Below are 19,258 nucleotides of genomic sequence, written 5' to 3' on the forward strand. Positions count from 1 at the left end.
GCGCGGCAATTCCCCGTTGGGGCAGGTTCATTTGCGATAGGTATTGACGCCTCGCGAGTGCGCCTGCCCTGGGGCTAGTTCTTGAGCCTTGCGCCCAGTTGATGAGCGTGCACATGTCTATCACTCAGTTCAGTTACAGCAGGATTCCCGCCGAGGCCGAGTCTCTTCGGGCGGAAGTGCGGGAGTTTCTAAAAAGCAATCTTGCCGACTATCCGGCAACAGCCAGAGCGCAGTCCTGGATGGGTTTCGATGCTGCCTTCAGTCGCAAGCTAGGCGCCCAGGGCTGGGTTGGCATGGCGTTGCCCGAGCAGTACGGCGGCGCCGCGGCAGGTCCGTTTGCGCGTTACGTGATCATCGAAGAGTTGCTCGCAGCCGGCGCGCCGGTTTCGGCGCATTGGATTGCTGACCGGCAGAGCGGACCGCTGATCAACCGATTCGGCACCGAGGCGCAGAGAGAGCGCTATTTGCCGCCGATTTGCTGTGGTGAGAGTTATTTCTGCATCGGCATGAGCGAACCGAACTCCGGCTCCGATCTCGCTTCGATCAAGACCTCAGCTGTGCGTAATGACGCCGGCTGGCTGCTCAATGGGCAGAAGGTCTGGACGACCAACGCGCAGCACTCGCACTACATGATCGCCTTGGTGCGCACCGGTGAAAAACAAGCGGCGCGTCACGAAGGCATGTCGCAGTTCATCGTCGATCTTAAGTTGCCGGGCATCACCATTCGGCCAATCCGCGATCTTGCTGGCGGCGAGCATTTCAATGAGGTGTTCTTCGACAATGTGCAACTCGATGCAGACGCGCTGATTGGGACCGAGGGCAAAGGCTGGGATCAGGTAACGGCCGAATTGGCTTTCGAGCGCAGCGGCCCGGAGCGTTTTCTCAGCTGTATAGAGCTGCTCAAAACGTTGATCGCCGGGATGGGCACAGCGCCGGACGCTTTGCAAAGCCGCGAAATTGGGCGACTGACCGCGAAGCTGCTGACGTTGCGCAACATGTCGCTGGCAGTGACCGCACAATTGGCTGCCGGCGAACATCCAGCCTGGGCTGCGTCATGCGTGAAAGACCTGGGTAACCAGTTCGAACAGGAAATACCCGAGATCGCCCAATTGCTGCTCGAAGCTGAGCCTCGTCAGAACGGCGGTAGCGAACACGCGCAGGTTCTTGCCTACCTGACTCAAATGGCACCGTCTTTCTCACTGCGCGGAGGCACCCGCGAAATCCTGCGCGGGATCATCGCGCGCGGATTGGGGTTGCGATAATCATGCGAGAACTATTCGAATCGACTATCGAGCGCCTGCTCGCTGATCTGGCGACACCTGAATACGTACAAGGCTGCGAAGGCGGCGAGTGGCCTGCGCAGCTTTGGGCTGCGGTGGAAGAGTCCGGGTTTGCGCTGGCTGCTGTTCCAGAATCCCTTGGCGGAGCACAAGCGGGATGGGGTGATGTGTATGTCTTGGCGCGCGCTGCTGGACGGTACGCCGCGTCTGTGCCGCTGGGCGAAGCGCTATTGGCTAACTGGTTGCTGGGTAAGGCCGGGCTTGAGCCGAGGACCGCGGCCATCAGCTTTTCAGCCAATGCGCAGCTGAGCCTGAATGGCGGGGTGGTACACGGCACCGTGCGAGACGTGCCGTGGGGCCGTCATGTCGAGTCGCTGGTCGCTATAGCCGACGCGGGTAGCGAGACGCCCAGCGTCGTGTTGCTGTCGGTAGCCAGCGCGGCCGGTCAGACGCTCAGCTTGAACGTCGCGGGCGAGCCTCGCGACTCCCTGCATTTCAACAAAGCCCAGGTACTGGCTTGCGCTCCGTTGCCTGGCGAGCTGTCCGCCGATGTGTTGTTGTTGGGTGGCGCCATGCTGCGCTCGGCGCAGATCGCAGGTGCCTTGCATACGCTGCTGGACATGACATCGGGCTACGCCACCGAGCGCTCACAGTTCGGGCGGCCAATCGGCGCATTTCAGGCCATTCAACAGCAGCTTGCGGTGTTCGCCGAACAGACGGCAGCCGCGAACGTCGCTGCCGAGGCAGCCTTTGCTGAGTCGGATGCCGGACTTGCGGGGCTGACCATTGCGGCTGCGAAGGTCAGCTGTGCCGAGGCGGCCAGCGCTGGCGCAGGCATTGCCCATTCGGTGCACGGTGCCATCGGCTTTACCCAGGAATATTCGCTGCATCTGTTTTCCCGCCGGCTGTGGGCCTGGCGCAGCGAGTTCGGCTCGGCCAGCGTCTGGAGCCAGCGCATCGGCCAGATGGTCTGCGCAGCAGGTAGTGGAGGCTATTGGCCGCTGATCACTGGGCATGCCAGTCAGTCGCTATCAACCCTCGCGGAGAAACCGTTATGAGTGCATTTCTGCAAATCGAGCGTGATGGCGGCATCGTCACCGTTCGCATGAACCATCCCGAAACCCGCAATGCGTTAACTTCCCCCGAGCAGATTCAGGAGTTCGTCGATCTCTGTGCTCAGTTGCGGAGCGACCGCACTGCGCGGGTAATGGTGCTGACCGGCAATGGCAGTGCTTTCTGCGCCGGTGGCAACGTGAAGGACATGCGCGACCGCGCGGGTATCTTCGCCGGTTCGCCGTATGAGCTGCGCAACACCTATCGTGACGGTATTCAAAGGATCCCGCTGGCGCTGTATGAGCTGGATATACCCATAATCGCCGCGGTCAACGGCCCGGCGATCGGTGCGGGCCTCGATTTGGCTTGTATGTGCGACATCCGTCTGGCTGCGAGCTCGGCACTCTTTGCTGAAAGTTTCGTGCGCTTGGGCATCGTGCCGGGAGATGGCGGCGCCTGGTTGCTGCCGCGGATCATCGGAATCCCCAAGGCCAGCCTGATGGCGTTCACCGGCGACACCATCAATGCTGCGAAAGCATTGGAGTGGGGTTTGGTGGAGCAAGTCTGCACACATGAAACGCTGCAGGCGGAAGCGCAGGCGTTGGCTCAGCAAATCGCCGCCAATCCTGGGCATGCGCTACGGCTGTGCAAGCGCCTGTTGCGCGAAGGCCAACATATGCGACTCGACTCATTGCTGGAGCTGTCCGCGGCGTACCAGTCTTTGGCGCATCACACCGAAGATCATCAGGAAGCGGTGGCTGCCTTCGTCGAGAAGCGTAACCCTGACTACCTGGATCGCTGATCAGCGCCGTTTGCAGAAGCAACGAAGAATTTAGGAGTAGTAATGATGCGTGGCGTTTTCCGCGAAGATCACAATATGTTCCGCGAAATGGCCCGGCGTTTCGTCGATCGCGAAATCGTGCCGAACCTGCATGAGTGGGAAAAGAACGGCATTGTGCCCAAGGAGGTCTGGCTCAAGGCCGGCGAATTGGGGCTGCTCTGTTCGACCGTTCCTGAAGAGTACGGTGGCTCCGGTGGCGACTTCGGCCACTCCGCCGTCATGATCGAGGAGCTTGCGCGGGCCAATGCGACCGCCGTCGGGTTCACCACTCATTCGGAAATAGTCGCGCCTTATATCGTTGCTTATGGCAGTGAAGAGCAGAAACAGAAGTGGCTTCCCCGGATGGTCAGCGGTGAGCTGATTGGGGTCATCGCCATGAGCGAGCCGGGCATCGGCAGCGATCTGCGTTCGATGCGCACCTCGGCCCGGCATGATGGCGATGACTACATCGTTTCCGGACAAAAAACCTTCATTACCAACGGTAGCAATGCTGGGCTGATAGTCACGGCAACCAAGCTCGATCCAGCCGCTAAAGAGCTGACGCTGATCTGTATCGAAGAAGAGCGCGAGGGCTTTTCAAAAGGGCGGCGGCTGGAAAAGATCGGCCTTAAAGGCCAGGATACCGCTGAGCTGTTTTTCGATGAGGTGCGAGTCCCGGCCGCTAATCGCTTGGGCGAAGAAGGCATGGGTTTTAAGTACCTCACCCATCAGCTTGCCTGGGAGCGGCTGATTATTGCGATCCGCGCAGCGCAGTCAATTGAAACCTTGTTGCAGGAAACCATTGATTACACGCGCGAGCGCAAAGTATTCGGCAAGCCGGTGCTGGAGTTCCAAAACACTCGCTTCAAGCTGGCGGAGGCCAAGGCGCAGGCGACCATGCTGCGTGTATTCGTTGATGATTGCCTGGAAAAGGTCATGCGTGGCGAGCTTACACCCGACGTCGCAGCAATGGCGAAATTGCTGGGCTCCGAAATGCAGGGCAAATTGCTCGACGAGTTCCTTCAGCTTCATGGCGGCTATGGGTTCATGAGCGAATATAAGATTAGCCGTGCCTGGGTCGATGCCCGAGTGGCGCGTATATATGGCGGCACCTCGGAAATCATGAAAGAAATTATTGGCCGCGCTTTGTGACATTTCCAAAATGCCAGCCAGCGGGAGCTAGGAGAATGACACCCATGGGCTTCTATCGAGTCTTTCTTGCTTTGTGCCTGAGTGCGGTTTCGTTGCTGAGCGTTGCCCTGCCCGTCAGTCAGGCGGACGACTATAGCGCTGAGGCCGAACGCGCCAGTGCGCTGTTGGGCAAAGCCGTGACGGCTTACCAGGCGGAAGGCGACAAAGCGTTGGCCAAGTTCAGCCGACAAGGCGACTACATCGATGGTGAGCTCTACATCTATGTTGTCGATACTTCGGGGGTGATGCTCGCCAGTGGTGGCCCTTCAGCGACGCTGATTGGCAAGCAGGTTACCAATGTTCTGGACGAGGATCTGAAGGCTGCGTTCGAAGCCGCATTAAAAGCGCCTGAAGACGGTACGGTTCGCAGCGCGGATTACCGCTGGTGGAACTGGCAGCATGGCAAGGTCGAACGCAAGCAGGTGTTCTATCAGCGAGTTGGCGACCGCATCATCTCAGTCGGCTACTACATGCCTCGTTCCAGCAGTGAAGCGGCAGAAAAGTTGCTCGAGAAAGTCGCCAGCGAAGTAAAAGCCGATCCGAAGACGACTTTCGACCGAATCAACAGGCACGACAAGGCGCTGAGTCAGGATGACCTGTACGCATTCGTGGTTGATTTGAACACTCAGAAGTTTATTGCTCATGGCTTCATACGCCGCTTGGTAGGCACCGATTTCCAGGCGTTACGCTCTGCCGACGGCCAGCCGATAGGGAAGCAGATGCTGCGGGCTATGGCGCAGGGCGATACCGGGGAAGTCTCATATATATGGCGCAACCCTGTAACCGGCCAAACCGAGTATAAGAAGACCCTTTTAAGAAAGGTCGATGGTTATGCCGTCGCGGTCGGTTTGTATGAGAAATCAATGAAACTGGATTAATGGCCGACCGGCGTAGGACAGGGTGCTAAAGGAGGGTGTATCGATGACCGACCTAGTATTGCTTCATGGCGGGCAACACGGGTCTTGGTGCTGGAAGTTTTTGGTCGATGCGGTCAAGCAGCGCGAGGCCTTGTTCGAGCGGGTCATCTGCCTTGATATGCCTGGTTGCGGCACGAAGCGTGGGCGGGATGTAACGACGCTGACCCTGGGCGACATTGTCAAAGAACTCAACGATGAGTTGAGAGCTGCGAACGTTCGCGACGCGGTGCTGCTTGGCCACTCGATTGCAGGTGTTTTGCTGCCAATGATGGTCCTCGAAGATCAGTCGCTCTACTCGGGGCTTGTCTACCTCGCAACTGCGATACCGGCCGAAGGTCAATCGATCATGCAACTGCTCGGTTCGTCCTTGCATGGCCAGAATTCGGAAGAGGTTGGTTGGCCGCTGAATCCTCTTACTACCCCGCCAGCTGACATGCAGAAAGCAATGTTTGGTGCTGATATGAGCGACGCTCAGCTTGTTTGGTTACTGGGAGAAGCAGCCGATGACGTTACGCCTCCTGCAGTAGCCACCCAGCCGGCAACCCGAAAAGGCTACGCAAATTCCGTACCTTCGGTTTACATCCTAACGTCCAGGGATGGCATTTTGCCGCCGGAATGGCAGCGCCGGTTCGCTGAAAGATTAGGCTGTGAGCACCTCATCGAAATCGATACGCCACATGAACCGTTTGTAACTGACCCTGAATTGCTCGGCGCGACGCTGGCTGACTGGATGATGAGTCGACGATCCTGATTGTGGGCTTAGATCGTTTTCGCTGGCCCCCTTAGCCTTGATCAGCTAAAGCGACGGCATTATTTAAACGTTTTTGTTGATAGCGCCTAAAAAAGCTCCGAATGGTAGTGGCGCTAGGGCCAGCTAAAGCCTATCTTGAGTCTTGGACATTCACCCTCACACAGAATAAAAGGGGCATGAGCCATGAAAATGTTGCGTATTGCGATGTTTAGCACTTTCTGCTTTTTTGTCACTTCATCCCAGGTAGGCCGGCAAGTGCATACTTCCGTTGAGATAACGGCGGGTGTTGGATGTTCGAACGAGCACCCATGCTTTTATGCACTACCAACAGTAGTCTCCCTTTCAGGCCTGTTTTTCTAGTAGCTCGCATTTTGCTGCACTATGGCGTAATCATCCATCCTAAGCCTATCCGTCTCACAGACGATCGGGGGTCGGTGCGGTCGCCATCGGGTCACCGTGAAACATGCCCATTAGTCGTTGCTGCATTAGACAATCGACCGGTTGCTGGTCATTGTCGTGGGGCTTGGGCCGGGGGTGTTAGTCACAGATGCGGATGAGTGTCGTGAAAGTGCGGTATTGGTTGGGCGACTTCAATGACTCCAGCTATTCGTGAAGCAATAAATGACAATCCGTTTATCTCCTATCGATCAAGCCGCCTCACCCATGATTGAGCGCTCTGAAATGGGTTTTGCGCGACGTTGGCTAGTCTAAGTGCGGCGTTAAGGGGTTACTGAGGGTCACCAGATGAGCGCGCCACGCAGCCTCGAACGAAACCGGGCCGAGCTTGCGGACTTCCTGCGCAGCCGCCGCGAACGCATTACGCCCGAGGAAGTGGGGCTTCCGTCGGGCGGCAGGCGACGCACGCCGGGACTTCGACGTGAGGAGGTCGCGGCTCTGGCTGGGGTGGGTTTGTCCTGGTACACCTGGCTCGAGCAGGGGCGGGAGATCGGCGTTTCGGCAGCATTTCTCGAGAATCTCTCTAGGACGCTCAAACTGGATGCGACAGAGCGTCGCCATCTGTTTCTATTGGCCCACCAGCGATTGCCACCGGAGCCTGGTAAAACTTGGTGCGTGGTGCCGCCGCTGATTCACAGATTGATAGCCGATCTGCCGATGCGCCCAGCGTATGTTTTGAACCTGCGCTGGGACGTACTCGCCTGGAATGCGGCGGCCGACAGGGTGTTCAGCTTCTCTAGTTTTCCAGTCGAGCGCCGCAACCTGCTCTGGCTGCTGTTCACCGCACCTACGATTCGGACCCTGTTTGATCCTTGGGACGATCAGGCACTGCAGATCCTTTCAAGTTTCCGCCGCGACTTCGTCAGGGCGCCGCTCGATCCGGACATCGGCACGCTGGTCAAGGATCTGGAAAAGGTCGATACGGAATTCAGGACCTGGTGGCGTCAGCACGACATCCACGGTCCTTGCCAGGGTGTACGGCACTTGCGAATCCCGGACATTGGGCTGGTAGTGTTCGACCATACGTCTCTTACGATCGATGTCGACCGCGATCTACGTCTGGTTTATTACGCGGCGAGGGAAGGGCAAGCCGCAAGCCGGCTATTTGAACAATGGCTGACCGACGAGGTCGGCGTCACCAGCATGGGGAATGAGCCGCTCACCAATGACCGTGGCCCGCGAGCGCCCGAGGTGCCAGGAGACCTGTCCGCGCTATCTGCGGCGTCTTCCTCTGCTGGTGAGATGGTGCTCTCGCTTCAGTCCCCAAGCGCATTGAGATAGCCAATCAGGGCGCGCGGAATCTCCTGTAGCCAGATCCGCTCCAGGCTTTCGTTCGTCTCAGGAGCCGAATGGAACATCCCGGATGGTATGGATAACAGAACCGCACTATAGGCGCGCAAATCTTCGGCACTTGCGTCGGGCAACCTCATGTGGAGAACCTTTTCGTAGATGGAACGCACTGCGGCGCGAAGCGCTGGCGAATGAAGCTGCCGATCGCCTAGGGTCGGGCTGAGCAGCAACTGGATATCCCGGTGACGAGCAATGTATTCAAGAAAGGGAACGATGAGCCGTTCCACCATCTGCGCTGTAGAAAGGCGCTTCCAGACGTGATCGTCGATCTGCTCCAGTCGCTTGGTGATGGTACACAGCGCGTCGGTGTGACGCTGATTGAGGGCGGCGAGGACGCTGTGCTTGTCGGGGAAGAAGTGATAGAGCGAGCCAATGGAGGTGCCCGACTCCTTGGCGAGACGATGCATCGTCAGGCCCGCTTCGCCATCGCGCTGCAACACCTTCGCGCAGGCATCCAGAATGGCGGCGACACGCTCGTGTCCACGGTCCTGCTGTGGCTTGCGGGGCGTCCGGCCTGCTTTCACAGATGGACGCGTGGTGGGCGCTAGTTCTGGGGTCATGGCCTGAATGCTAGCGGAACGCAGCGAAGAGTGCAGTAATACTAGACAGAAACTTCTAGTTAAGTAACATGCGCAGCTTCATCCCAGATCGATTCGCATGGCCCAGCCCCAGTATTTGAAGCCCAATCCGAATTGGGAGCCTCACGAGCGACCATCTATGCCGGGTTCGCCGTCGACGCCATTGCACAGCAATCCGGTCAGGCTCGCCTATGCGCTCGTCGCGATGCTGGTTGGCATCACCGGCGGCCTGGGCAATGCGTTGTTTAGCGCCAATCTCGCCGCCATCCAGGGGGAGCTGGGGCTGACGCCCGAGCAGGGCGCCTGGCTGCCCGCCGCCTACCTGATGGTCAACGTTTCCACTAATCTCCTGCTGATCAAGTTTCGGCAGCAATACGGATTGCGCCGTTTCGCGGAGATCGGCCTGACGATCTACGCGCTCGTGACCGTTACTCATATCTTCGTCGAAGGCTTCGGCATGGCCGTATTCGTTCGGGCGGTCAGCGGTTTCGCCGGTGCCACGGTCAGCACCTTGGCCGTGCTCTACATGCTGCAGGCGTTTCGCAAGGCCGACATGCCCAAGGGGCTGATCATCGGCATCGGCATATCCCAACTGGCGACGCCGCTGGCCTGGCTGCTGTCCCCGGCCTTGCTGGATCTGGGGGAGTGGCATCGCCTGTACGTATTCGAGGCGGGCCTCGCCCTGTGCTCGTTGGCGGCGGTGGTGGTGCTCAAGCTGCCGCCGGGCGAACACATCAAGGCATTCGAACCGCTGGATTTTCTCACGTTCCTCCTCATCGCTCCGGCGCTGGCGCTGTTCGCCGCCGTGCTGGCCCAGGGGCGGGTGCAGTGGTGGTTCGAGCAGCCCTGGATCGCCTATGCGCTGATCGCCGGGCTGGTGCTGATGATCGCCGCCCTGACGATCGAGCATCATCGGAAAAATCCTCTGGTGCAGACGCGCTGGCTGGGTATGGCCGACACCCTGCGTTTCGCCATCGGCGCGATCGCCCTGCGCTTCGTCCTGACAGAGCAGAACTACGGCGCGGTCGGGTTGCTGCAGACGCTCGGCATGGGGGCTGATCAGTTGCGGGGGCTCTATACCGTGATGCTGATCGGACTGGTGCTCGGCATCGTCGTCAGTGCGCTGACCTTCGGCCCCAGAACCATCGTCGCGCAGATCGTCCTGTCCATCGTACTGATCGCGACGGGCAGCTTTCTGGATACCGATGCGACCAACCTGACCCGCCCCCACGATATGTTTCTCAGCCAGGGCATGCTGTCCTTCGCCGGCGGCCTGTTCATGGGGCCGCTGATGTTGACGGGGGTCATGAAGGCGCTGAAGAACGGGCCGAATTATCTGGTGAGCTTCGCCGTGCTGTTCTCGATCACCCAGAGCCTCGGCGGTCTCGCCGGCCCGGCGGTATTCGGCACCTTCCAGGTGGTGCGTGAGAAGGCCCATTCCAGTTATCTGACCGAACAGATCAACCCGGCCGACCCGATCGTGGCGCAGCGCCTGCAACTGCAGGGGCAACTCTATGCGCCGCTGATTAGCGATCCACTGCTGAGGCAGGCGCAGGGTTCCGCGCAGTTGAGCCAGGTGGTGCGCCGCGAAGCCAACGTGCTGGCCTTCAATGATGTGTTTCGCCTGATCGGGCTGGTGGCCATCAGCGTACTGAGCTGGTCGCTCTTCCACATTCTGCGCGCGGCCCGGCAAAAGAAGCGCGAGAGCCTGGCCAGCGTGACTCCCCCTACCGATATCCAAGATACCTGAGCCATGACCGACAAAAAGAAGCCCCGCGAAGATCTGCCCGCTGCCCCGGTCGTCGAGGAATCCGCCGCGCCGGCCGATGCCGGGCCGGTCGAGAGCGAGCTGCCGAAGACGATCAGGCCCAGGGCCCGCACCGTGGTTCTGATGCTGGGCGTCGCCCTGGTCGGGATTCTCGCAATACTCTACGCCTGGCGGCTGCCGCCGTTTACCAGCGGCATCGTCACCACGGAAAACGCCTATGTCCGGGGCCAGATCACCGTGCTGGCACCGCAGGTCAACGGCTATGTCTCTGAAGTCCTGGTCGAGGATTTCCAAGCGGTGGAGCAGGGACAGGCGCTGATCCGGATCGACGACCGCATCTATCGTCAGAAGGTGGCGCAGGCAAGGGCGGAGCTGGCCGCGCGCCAATTCGAACTGGATAACGTGGTGCAGGCGCTGGCCTCCGATCAGGCGACGCTGGCTTCCCGACGCGCCGAAATCGGCGCGGCGAAAGCTGAGTTTGACCGTGCGCGGGCCGATGAACTGCGCGTCAACGAGCTGTCCGAGCGGGGCTCAGTTTCGGTTCGCGAGCGCGACCAGATTCGCGCCACCGCGCGCTCGGCCGCCGCCAATGTGAAGCGCTCGGAAGCCGCGATCCAGATCGCCGAGGAAAGCCTCAAGGCCACCGGCGTCTCCAAGGGCGGGCTCCAGGCCCAGGTCGCGTTGGCCGAAGCGTCCCTGCGCCTGGCCGAAATCGATCTCGCCAACACCCTGATCAAGGCACCGAGAGGCGGCCAGGTCAGCCAGGTCACGGTGCGCCTCGGACAGTACGTCTCGGCGGGTTCGCAACTGCTCTATCTGGTGCCGCGGCAACTCTGGATCATCGCCAACTACAAGGAAACCCAGATCCACCACATGCGCGTCGGCCAGCCGGTCACCTTCGATATCGATGCGCTGGACGGCGCCACGCTCACCGGACGGGTCGAGCGGCTGGCGCCTGCCACCGGTTCAGAGTTCAGCGTGCTGGCGCCCGACAACGCCACCGGCAACTTCACCAAGGTGGTTCAGCGGCTGCCGGTGCGCATCGCCATCAATGCCGAGCAGCCGCTGGCCGAGCGCCTGCGTCCGGGCCTCTCGGTGGTCGTCCATGTCGATACCAGCGCCGATGACGAGGAGGGCGTGCAATGACGCGGCCCGACAGGGTCAGCCGGGCGTTGTCCCCCCTGCTGCTGGCCATGGCCCTGACCGCTTGCGCGCCGGCTCGGCAGGCGATACCGCTGGCGGCGCAGGTCGAGGTGCCGGATGCCTGGCGCGACGGCACGGCAGCCAGGTCGGCCATCCAACTGCGCTGGTGGCCGGGTTTCGCCGATCCGCAACTGAACCGCCTGATCGAAACCGCACTGGCCTCGAACACCGACATCCTCACGGCGATGTCCCGGATCGACGAGGCGCGCGAGCAGGTTCGGCTGGCGCGCTCGTCCCTGCTGCCCAGGGTCGATGCCGTGATCGGCGGGCAGCGCGTCCGTGATCTCGGCACGACGGGAATCCAGCACACCACGGCCTTTCAGCCGGAGTTGCAGGTATCCTACGAGGTGGATGTCTGGGGCCGTCTGGGCAAGCTGCGGGAAGCGGCCGAGCTGGGTTACCAGGCCAGCGAAGCGGATCACGATGCGGTGCGCCTCGCGGTGGTCAGCACCCTGGCCAGGGCCTCACTGCTATCGCTGGACTACCAGTTGCAGGTGACCCGCCAGACCGCCGAATCCCGCCAGGAGGCTCTGCGCATCGCCGGCGACCGGGCGAGCCTCGGCTACACCTCGCAACTGGAGCTGACCCAGGCGCAGTCTGAATACGAGGCCGCCGCACAACTTATTCCCGAACTGGAACAGGCGATCCGCCAGCAGGAGAATGCCATCCGTCTGCTGACCGGCACGCTGCCCGGTGCGGTCACGCGCGGCAGCCATTTCGACACCATCGCCCTCCCAGCAGTGCCCGCGGCTCTGCCGTCGGAGCTGTTGCGGCGCCGGCCCGACATCCGTCAGGCCGAACTGCTGTTGGCCGCGAGCGATCTCAGCCTCGACGCCGAGCGTGATCGTTTTCTGCCGCAGGTTCAGCTTTCCGCGAACATCGGCCAGTTGTTCGTCAACGCGCTGGACTACGATCCAGAGCGGGTCTGGGGGCTGGGCGGCAGCGTACTGGCGCCTTTGTTCAATGGCCGACGGCTGGAAGCGGGGGTTGCGATCGCTACCGCTCAGCGCGATCAGGCCGCTTACCGTTATCGAGCCTCTGCGCTGAACGCCTTCAGCGAAGTAGAGAGCGCCCTTTCCGGCATCCACCAGTTCGCCGCGCAGGCAGAGCGCGTCGAGGCGCGGCGCGAGATTCTGGCGCGGTCGCTGGAAATCGCCCGCGACCGCTACCGCGGTGGCTACTCCTCCTACCTCGAAGAACTCGACGCCCAGCGCAACCTGTTCAACACCGAACTGGCGGTGATCCAGATCGAAGAAAACCGCATCGGCAACCTGATCAACCTCTACCAGGCGCTGGGGGGGGGCTGGCAGGCGGATGCGATCCACGCGAGCGAGGAGCACCCCGTTCCTTTGAAACATATTAAGAGGGATCATTGATGAAATACCGCACCCAACTCCGGCCAGGCCTGCTGGTCATGCTGCTGGTCGCTTGTGCCGCGGCGGAAGCCGATACGCTGTCGATCAAGGCGGAAAACGACATCATCTCCTCGGGAAGCGATGGTCATTACAGCAACGGGCTGGAAGTAATCTGGGGCTTCGAGCCCGAACAGGATCACTGGAGCCGTAGTCTCGCAGATCTCCTGCCGGGCTGGTCGGGCAGTGCGGTGGACAATGTCGCCTATCGCTTTGGCCATCAGATCTATACCCCTGAGGAAATCGAAAACAATGGACTGATCGAGGACGATCGTCCGTATGCGGGACTGATGTTCGCCGGGGTGTCGATGTTCTCCGACACCCCGCACGAGGGCTGGCGTTCGGCCGAGGAATTGCACCTTGACGTCGGCATCGTCGGCCCGGCTGCGGGCGGCAAGCGATTGCAGCGCGCCGTGCACAAGGCCACCGGCAGCGACGAGCCCAACGGCTGGGAACATCAATTGGAGAACGAGCCCTTCGTCAATCTGGCCTATCAGCACCGCTGGTGGCTGCAGAAGCGCATGGGCGGGCTGGAGCTGGAATACGGCCCCAGCCTGGGCTTCTCGCTCGGCAATCTGTACACCTACGCATCGACAGGCCTGGGGGCGCGGCTCGGGCAGAACCTGCAGCGTAGCTTCAGCATTCCTTCGGTCACTCCTGGGCAAAGCGGCAACCAGTTCTTCCACGCGGGCAGCGGGTTCGGTTGGTACGGCTTCGCCAATCTCGAGGGACGCTACATGGCGCAGAACATGCTCCTCGACGGCAACACCTTCGAGGACAGCCATTCGGTGGATCGCCGCGAATGGGTCGGCGACGCCACGCTCGGCGGCGTGCTGACCTGGAGCCGCTGGCAACTGGCGTTCGCCAGCGTCTGGCGCACCCGCGAGTTCGAGGGACAACAGGAGCACGACCAGTTCGGCTCGATCACGCTCTCGACCTGGTTGTAATGCTGACGAGGGGCTCTGCGCGGCCTAAGCAAACCATCTCAACAGGAAGAAACTGGAAATGGATGAATTGAATGTAATGATTTCCATACTGCTGGTGGCGTTCCTGACGATGACTGTCGGGTTCGCCGCGCGCGAGAGGAACTGGGGGGTTGCATTGATCGGACTGGGCATCGTCGGTGTGTTTTCGGTGCTGGGATACAAGATGTACATCACTTTCGGCGGTGCGTGACAGGCTCCGTATTCTTGGCGGCCGAAAAAGCCATGCATGGCGCCGGTACTGCGAGTGCCGGTGGCCGCTTCCTTTATTCGCATTCGAGTTCCTCAGTTTGAATCGTCAACCAGCTCCGCTCCGCGGACAGTTATATGGCTCCATCCTCCGGCGGGGAGCGTTCCTCGTGCTTCTGCTGCTGATGCTGGGCGGTTGCGCCGGGGTCAAGGTGTCCGCCCTCGAAACCAGGGACTACATCTCCCTGCGCCGCGGGGATGTGCTGAGCACAGGGCAACTCAGCTCTTCGGTGGGGACCGCGCTGCAGGTGGTCGGCATCGGCCAGGACGAATGCAAGGCAGCCGCTGCCGTCTGCCTTCGAACGCTGGGCGAGTCGAAAGCGCTGGGCGACGAGCAACGGCTGTCGGTATTGGCCGAACTCTGGCTGCAGGAAGCGTTGCGGCTGGATCGATCGGCGCAGACCGATGCGCAGACCGACGCCATGCTGGATGCTTACCTGGAAAGCGCCCGGCACGCTTACGCTTACCTGTTCATGACCGAGCGCACGGTGGGGCAGAGGGCCCTGGACGATAGGCAGACCCAGGTGCGCGACTATTACAACTTCTCCGTGCAAAAGGCGTTGACTGGGCTCTTTGCGCGCTATCAAGGCAACCCGCCACAGGCTGGCGAAGGCCAGGGCAACTTCGTGCTGCATAGCGGCCGCTGGCAGATTCAGGGTACGGTGGGCGATGTCCGTCTGGCTGGCGGCCGGGACCTGCCGGAGGCGCTGATTCCAGCGGCTTCGCTTTCCTTTAAGGGCTTGCGTAACCAGTATCGGCGGGACGGGTTGGGAGCAGAACTGGTCGCCATGACTGACCGCAGAGTGGTGAGAAAGGACAGTGCGGAGCTGGCCTGGAGCGAGACGCCGTTCCCGGCCGTCACTGCAGTGGCGAGTTTTCCAGGAGCGACCCTGGACGAGGTTCTGAGCACGCAAAGGGTGCATATCGTCGGCTACGACCCATTTCGCCAGGACAGCATCACGATGGCCGGGCGAGAGATCCCACTGGCGGCTAGCTTCACCTCTGGCTACGGGCTCTGGCTGGCTCGTTCGGGATTTGCCTCCCAGTCATTGCTGACACTAGTGGGCAAGGGCGAGGTACTGGAAAAGCCACACGTCTATCTGATGCAGCCCTACGATCCGAACCGCCGCATCATCATCATGCTGCATGGCCTGGCCAGCAGTCCGGAAGCCTGGATCAATGTCGCCAACGAGGTGCTGGGCGACGAAGCCCTGCGGCAAAACTACCAGATCTGGCAAGTCTATTACCCGACAAACGCCCCTCTGGCATTCAACAACAAGGCGATCCGTACGGCCCTTGAGCAGACCCTTGAGCACTTCGATCCGAGCGGAACGGCCCAGGCCTCTCGGGATATGGTGGTAATCGGGCATAGCATGGGTGGGGTGCTGTCGCGGTTGATGCTGTCGTCTTCCGGAGATCGTCTGTGGGCCGCCCTGCTTGAGAGGTATCCGCTTCAGGGGCGTAGGCTCGAGCGGGTGCAGAAGGAGGTCGGCCCCTATGTGAGGTTCGAGCCCTTGCCCGATGTCAGCCGCGCGATCTTCGTCGCGGCCCCGCACCGCGGCACGCCATTCGCTGAGAACCGCATTTCCCGCTGGGCCGCTGGCCTCGTCAAGCTGCCGGCCTCGGTGCTTGGGCGGATCACCGATGTTGCGCAATTGCTGATCGTCCCGGGCTCGGCCAATGCCGAGGTGTTGACCCGGCCACTCAACAGCATCGACAATCTCAGCAGCAACGACCCCTTTGTCAGGCTGAGCGCCGACCTGCCCATCTCGCCTGCGGTGCGCTACCACTCGATCATCGGCAACTACACCCCCGCGTTGTCACTGCTGGATTCCAGCGATGGTGTGGTGCCGTATTCCAGTGCCCATCTGGCCGCGGCAGAGTCGGAAATCGTGATTCCTTTCGGCCACAGCGTGCAGGAGACGCCCGAGGCCATCATGGAAATCCGCCGCATTCTGCACGTTCATCTGCACGAGTCCGACGGCGACCGGTTCGCGGGACCGGTACCATGACCCTGCGTGTTTTCCTGCAGGTGCTGGCTTCGCTGGCAATGCTGCTGGCGACAGCCTGGGGGGGCATGGCGCTGTGGTATCAGTTGCCGATGATGGCTGCGGGCAAGAGCGCGTCGATAGCCCTGTGGTGCATCCTCGCCTCGGCGCTGCTCATCGCGCTCTGGCGGCTTCGGCCCTGGATAGCGATTTGCGGCTACCTGTCGCTGTTCGCGCTGTTGCAGGTCTGGTGGAACTCCCTAGAGCCCTCGAACCATCGGGTCTGGACCGATGATCTGATGGGAATGACCCACGGACGTGCGGAGGGCAGTCAGGTAACCTTGCACAACGTGCGCAATTTCGACTGGCGCAGCGACGAGGACTATGACCCACGTTGGGAAACCCGCCGCTACGATCTGGATCAGCTGACGTCGGTCGATTTGGCGACCTCTTACTGGGGGATGCCGGCCATCGCTCACGTTCTGGTTTCGTTCGGCTTCGATGATGGCCAGTTCGTGGTATTCACGGTGGAAATCCGCAAAGAGCGTGGCGAAAGCTATTCGGAAATTGGCGGCTTCTTCAAACAGTTCGAACTGAGCATCGTTGCCGCCGACGAGCGAGACGCGTTGCGGGTGCGCACCAACGTTCGCAACGAAGATGTCTATCTGTATCGGGTAAATATGTCCGAAGAGGCGATGCGGGCGCTCTTCCTGTCCTACATCCAGCAGACAAATCAGCTGCAGCAAGAACCTCGTTTCTACAACACCATTACCGCCAACTGCACCACCATCGTCTTTGAGATGATGCGCCAGATCATCCGCGGGTTGCCGCTAGATTACAGGCTGCTGCTCACCGGCTATCTACCCGGATATGTCCAGGATGTAGGCGGTTTAGAGCAGAATCTTAAACTAGAGGAGTTGCGTCAGCAGGGACGAATCACCGAACGGGCTCGGCGGGCAGGTAACAATATGGACTTTTCTCGGGTAATACGCGATGGTGTGCCCGGCTGGTAAGGGAAGGTCCAGTATTGATTTCGCACTAGAGCACAAACCTCTGTGCTAGTTCTGCCAGTGGCCGACGCAAGGAAAATGCCGGCTCCCCGCTGACGAGGCGAACTTCGGAATGGCTAAGTTTCATCGTTCTAGCACAATCATAGTCATGACGTGAACGTATTCGTCGCTGATATTCTGTGATGTTTGACGACGATCCGGGTCGCAGTCGATACCATGAGCGCGGTCTTGAGGAGTCGCTGTTTCGTCCGCGCACAGGTAACGGCTGCAGAATTGAATGAGGATAGGACCGCTCAGTTTCTGCTTGAATGTCTCAGGTTCAACCTCCTCTGGATTCTAGTCCCGACGCAACCCTGCAGCATACCCACCGCATCGTCCAATCTGCCGATGCCGCTGAATCCTCCGAATTCAGCAAAGTCGGCTGCAGCGGCCAGTTTGGGCCCCATAGAACCGGCCGGCAGATCGAGCGCACGCCCTTCCTCCACGCTCAAACTCCTGATCGCCGCTGCGCTGTCCGTGCCGAAATCCCGATAGATCGCATCGACATCAGTCAGCAGCAATAGGGCATCGGCCTGGAGCTGTTGCGCCAGCAGGGCGCTGGCTGCGTCTTTGTCGATGACCGCCTCAACGCCGACGGTACTACCGTCTTCGTTGCGTAGTATCGGAATGCCCCCACCACCGCCGCAGATCACGACTACGCCTTGTTCCAACAGCAACTTGATCACCCGCATGTCAGGGATTTCAAGCGGCTTGGGAGAGGGCACCACTCTTCGCCATCTGTCGCCATCTTGAGCGATATGCCAACCGGCGGTTTTGGCCCGGGATTCGGCTTCGGCCCGTTCATACACGGGTCCGATGAATTTGGTCGGGTTATCGAACGCTGGGTCATGCTGATCCACCACGACTTGTGTCAGCAACGTAGCTACTGGTCGGTCGTGATTCAGCGCATTCTCCAGCTCCTGTTCGATGACGTAGCCAATCATGCCTTCGGTTTCAGCCCCCAACATATCCAGAGGATAGGCCTCGTCCGGTTTGTAGGCAGCGCCCTGCAAAGCCAGAAGCCCCACCTGAGGGCCGTTGCCATGGGTAATGACCAGATCATGGCCAGCCCGTACGATGGCCGCTAGCCCCTGGGCGGCGATCCGCACATTGGATCGTTGGGTACGCGCGGTCAGAGGTTCGCCCCGCTTCAATAGGGCGTTGCCGCCCAGGGCTGCTACTACCAGCATGTCAGGCTCCCAGGGTGGCGACCAGCACCGCCTTGATGGTGTGCATGCGGTTTTCCGCCTGATCAAAAACGATCGAGGCGGGGCTTTCGAAAACCTCGTCCGTGACTTCCATGGCGTCGATACCGAATTTTTGCTGAATCTCCTTACCAATCGTCGTCTCGGTGTTGTGGAAGGCCGGCAGGCAGTGCATGAAGTGCGCCCGCGGATTGCCGGTTTTTTCCATAAGTGCGGTATTGACCTGATAAGGCAGCAACAGCTTGATCCGCTCGGCCCATTTTTCCTCGGGCTCGCCCATCGACACCCAAACATCGGTATAGACGAAATCCACACCGGCGACCGCGCTATCGATATCCTCTGTGATCATGATCCGGGCGCCGGTGGTGCTGGCAATTCGCTGTGCTTCCTGCTGGATATTAGTATGCGGCCAGCAGACCTTTGGAGCACACAGACGAACGTCCATGCCCATTTTGGCGCCGCCGATCAGCAGGCTGTCCCCTATATTGTTGGCGGCATCGCCAATAAAAACATAGGCTATGTCACGCAATGGTTTTTCCACATGCTCCTGCATGGTCAGAAAGTCAGCCAGTATCTGCGTTGGGTGGAATTCATCCGTCAAGCCGTTGTAGACCGGCACACCAGCATGCTCGGCTAACTCCTCAACCACGGTCTGGCCGAAGCCCCGGTATTCGATGGCATCATAGACGCGCCCCAACACCCGGGCGGTATCCTTGACCGATTCCTTGTGGCCAATATGAGTGCCAGTCGGCCCCAGATAGGTGACTTTGGCGCCCTGATCAAAGGCCGCCACCTCGAAACCTACCCGCGTGCGGGTGGAGTCTTTCTCGAAGATCAGGGCGATTTCCTTGCCACACAACTGTGGCACTTCGGTACCAGCATATTTGGCTGCTTTCAGGTCGGCTGCCAGTTTCAGCAGGAAACTGATTTCGCGCGGGCTGAAATCCCGCAGCGTGAGAAAGTGTCGGCTTTTCAGATTGAAGGCCATTGCATGCTCCTCGAGTG

Annotated in this window: 16 protein-coding genes and 1 pseudogene; 14 read left to right on the top strand and 3 right to left on the bottom strand. The window is 60.3% G+C overall.

Annotation, left to right across the window (positions count from 1 at the left end; all coding sequences use genetic code 11):
• Positions 1-113: 113 nt before the first annotated feature.
• The 7 genes and pseudogenes from ACYCFC_RS07255 to ACYCFC_RS07285 form a co-directional block, all read left to right on the top strand.
• Positions 114-1,262, top strand: a complete 1,149-nt coding sequence (locus ACYCFC_RS07255) for an acyl-CoA dehydrogenase family protein (RefSeq protein WP_312903735.1) — start codon at positions 114-116, stop codon at positions 1,260-1,262.
• A 2-nt stretch (positions 1,263-1,264) separates the two neighbouring features.
• Positions 1,265-2,338 carry an acyl-CoA dehydrogenase family protein gene (locus ACYCFC_RS07260; protein ID WP_459653541.1) on the top strand — a complete coding sequence of 358 codons (1,074 nt, stop codon included), beginning with the start codon at positions 1,265-1,267 and terminating at the stop codon, positions 2,336-2,338.
• A complete protein-coding gene (locus tag ACYCFC_RS07265; RefSeq protein WP_459653542.1) occupies positions 2,335-3,135 on the top strand; it encodes a crotonase/enoyl-CoA hydratase family protein in 801 nt (266 codons plus the stop codon). Before ACYCFC_RS07260 ends, ACYCFC_RS07265 begins: the two co-directional genes overlap by 4 nt.
• A gap of 45 nt (positions 3,136-3,180) precedes the next feature.
• The gene (locus ACYCFC_RS07270; protein ID WP_102832537.1) at positions 3,181-4,305 is read left to right on the top strand and encodes an acyl-CoA dehydrogenase family protein; all 1,125 of its coding nucleotides are present in this window, start codon (positions 3,181-3,183) and stop codon (positions 4,303-4,305) included.
• A gap of 44 nt (positions 4,306-4,349) precedes the next feature.
• A complete protein-coding gene (locus tag ACYCFC_RS07275) occupies positions 4,350-5,222 on the top strand; it encodes a cache domain-containing protein (RefSeq protein WP_459653543.1) in 873 nt (290 codons plus the stop codon).
• Between the two features lie 43 nt (positions 5,223-5,265).
• Entirely contained in the window at positions 5,266-6,012 is a 747-nt protein-coding gene (locus ACYCFC_RS07280) for an alpha/beta fold hydrolase (RefSeq protein ID WP_264590194.1), read from the top strand.
• Between the two features lie 744 nt (positions 6,013-6,756).
• Positions 6,757-7,596 (top strand): annotated as a pseudogene (locus ACYCFC_RS07285) (helix-turn-helix transcriptional regulator); the annotation flags it as partial.
• Between the two features lie 128 nt (positions 7,597-7,724).
• On the opposite strand, the gene ACYCFC_RS07290 reads toward ACYCFC_RS07285, so the two are convergent.
• Entirely contained in the window at positions 7,725-8,378 is a 654-nt protein-coding gene (locus ACYCFC_RS07290) for a TetR/AcrR family transcriptional regulator (RefSeq protein ID WP_044316090.1), read from the bottom strand.
• A gap of 157 nt (positions 8,379-8,535) precedes the next feature.
• Between ACYCFC_RS07290 and ACYCFC_RS07295 the strand changes: the two genes are divergently transcribed.
• The 7 genes from ACYCFC_RS07295 to ACYCFC_RS07325 all read left to right on the top strand — a co-directional run bounded on the left by ACYCFC_RS07295 (position 8,536) and on the right by ACYCFC_RS07325 (position 17,012).
• Positions 8,536-10,146, top strand: coding sequence for an MFS transporter (locus tag ACYCFC_RS07295; protein WP_042928800.1), 1,611 nt, complete (start codon positions 8,536-8,538; stop codon positions 10,144-10,146).
• Positions 10,147-10,149: 3 nt separating this feature from the next.
• Positions 10,150-11,310 (top strand): HlyD family secretion protein, encoded by a 1,161-nt coding sequence (locus ACYCFC_RS07300; protein WP_459653544.1) that lies wholly within the window; start codon positions 10,150-10,152, stop codon positions 11,308-11,310.
• Entirely contained in the window at positions 11,307-12,743 is a 1,437-nt protein-coding gene (locus tag ACYCFC_RS07305) for an efflux transporter outer membrane subunit (protein WP_459653545.1), read from the top strand. Before ACYCFC_RS07300 ends, ACYCFC_RS07305 begins: the two co-directional genes overlap by 4 nt.
• Positions 12,743-13,726 carry a lipid A deacylase LpxR family protein gene (locus ACYCFC_RS07310; protein WP_042928803.1) on the top strand — a complete coding sequence of 328 codons (984 nt, stop codon included), beginning with the start codon at positions 12,743-12,745 and terminating at the stop codon, positions 13,724-13,726. Before ACYCFC_RS07305 ends, ACYCFC_RS07310 begins: the two co-directional genes overlap by 1 nt.
• A gap of 58 nt (positions 13,727-13,784) precedes the next feature.
• Positions 13,785-13,955 (top strand): hypothetical protein, encoded by a 171-nt coding sequence (locus tag ACYCFC_RS07315; protein ID WP_180982717.1) that lies wholly within the window; start codon positions 13,785-13,787, stop codon positions 13,953-13,955.
• A gap of 166 nt (positions 13,956-14,121) precedes the next feature.
• The gene (locus ACYCFC_RS07320) at positions 14,122-16,023 is read left to right on the top strand and encodes an esterase/lipase family protein (protein WP_459653546.1); all 1,902 of its coding nucleotides are present in this window, start codon (positions 14,122-14,124) and stop codon (positions 16,021-16,023) included.
• Positions 16,020-17,012, top strand: a complete 993-nt coding sequence (locus tag ACYCFC_RS07325) for an Lnb N-terminal periplasmic domain-containing protein (protein WP_044316086.1) — start codon at positions 16,020-16,022, stop codon at positions 17,010-17,012. The genes ACYCFC_RS07320 and ACYCFC_RS07325 overlap by 4 nt, the downstream gene beginning before the upstream one ends.
• Positions 17,013-17,302: 290 nt before the next feature.
• Here ACYCFC_RS07325 and arcC read toward each other — a convergent pair whose 3' ends face one another.
• A complete protein-coding gene (gene arcC / locus ACYCFC_RS07330; RefSeq protein ID WP_044316085.1) occupies positions 17,303-18,238 on the bottom strand; it encodes a carbamate kinase in 936 nt (311 codons plus the stop codon).
• 1 nt (position 18,239) lies between these two features.
• On the bottom strand, positions 18,240-19,241 hold the full coding sequence (gene argF, locus ACYCFC_RS07335; protein ID WP_459653547.1) for an ornithine carbamoyltransferase: 1,002 nt from the start codon (positions 19,239-19,241) through the stop codon (positions 18,240-18,242).
• Between the last annotated feature and the right edge of the window lie 17 nt (positions 19,242-19,258).

Source organism: Stutzerimonas sp. NM35 (assembly GCF_054604355.1).

Bases quoted from the DNA above. Each gene is read 5' to 3' on its own strand.
- ACYCFC_RS07255 (WP_312903735.1), top strand. From the start codon at position 114: ATGTCTATCACTCAGTTCAGTTACAGCAGGATTCCCGCCGAGGCCGAG.
- ACYCFC_RS07260 (WP_459653541.1), top strand. From the start codon at position 1,265: ATGCGAGAACTATTCGAATCGACTATCGAGCGCCTGCTCGCTGATCTG.
- ACYCFC_RS07265 (WP_459653542.1), top strand. From the start codon at position 2,335: ATGAGTGCATTTCTGCAAATCGAGCGTGATGGCGGCATCGTCACCGTT.
- ACYCFC_RS07270 (WP_102832537.1), top strand. From the start codon at position 3,181: ATGCGTGGCGTTTTCCGCGAAGATCACAATATGTTCCGCGAAATGGCC.
- ACYCFC_RS07275 (WP_459653543.1), top strand. From the start codon at position 4,350: ATGGGCTTCTATCGAGTCTTTCTTGCTTTGTGCCTGAGTGCGGTTTCG.
- ACYCFC_RS07280 (WP_264590194.1), top strand. From the start codon at position 5,266: ATGACCGACCTAGTATTGCTTCATGGCGGGCAACACGGGTCTTGGTGC.
- ACYCFC_RS07290 (WP_044316090.1), bottom strand. From the start codon at position 8,378: ATGACCCCAGAACTAGCGCCCACCACGCGTCCATCTGTGAAAGCAGGC.
- ACYCFC_RS07295 (WP_042928800.1), top strand. From the start codon at position 8,536: ATGCCGGGTTCGCCGTCGACGCCATTGCACAGCAATCCGGTCAGGCTC.
- ACYCFC_RS07300 (WP_459653544.1), top strand. From the start codon at position 10,150: ATGACCGACAAAAAGAAGCCCCGCGAAGATCTGCCCGCTGCCCCGGTC.
- ACYCFC_RS07305 (WP_459653545.1), top strand. From the start codon at position 11,307: ATGACGCGGCCCGACAGGGTCAGCCGGGCGTTGTCCCCCCTGCTGCTG.
- ACYCFC_RS07310 (WP_042928803.1), top strand. From the start codon at position 12,743: ATGAAATACCGCACCCAACTCCGGCCAGGCCTGCTGGTCATGCTGCTG.
- ACYCFC_RS07315 (WP_180982717.1), top strand. From the start codon at position 13,785: ATGGATGAATTGAATGTAATGATTTCCATACTGCTGGTGGCGTTCCTG.
- ACYCFC_RS07325 (WP_044316086.1), top strand. From the start codon at position 16,020: ATGACCCTGCGTGTTTTCCTGCAGGTGCTGGCTTCGCTGGCAATGCTG.
- arcC (WP_044316085.1), bottom strand. From the start codon at position 18,238: ATGCTGGTAGTAGCAGCCCTGGGCGGCAACGCCCTATTGAAGCGGGGC.
- argF (WP_459653547.1), bottom strand. From the start codon at position 19,241: ATGGCCTTCAATCTGAAAAGCCGACACTTTCTCACGCTGCGGGATTTC.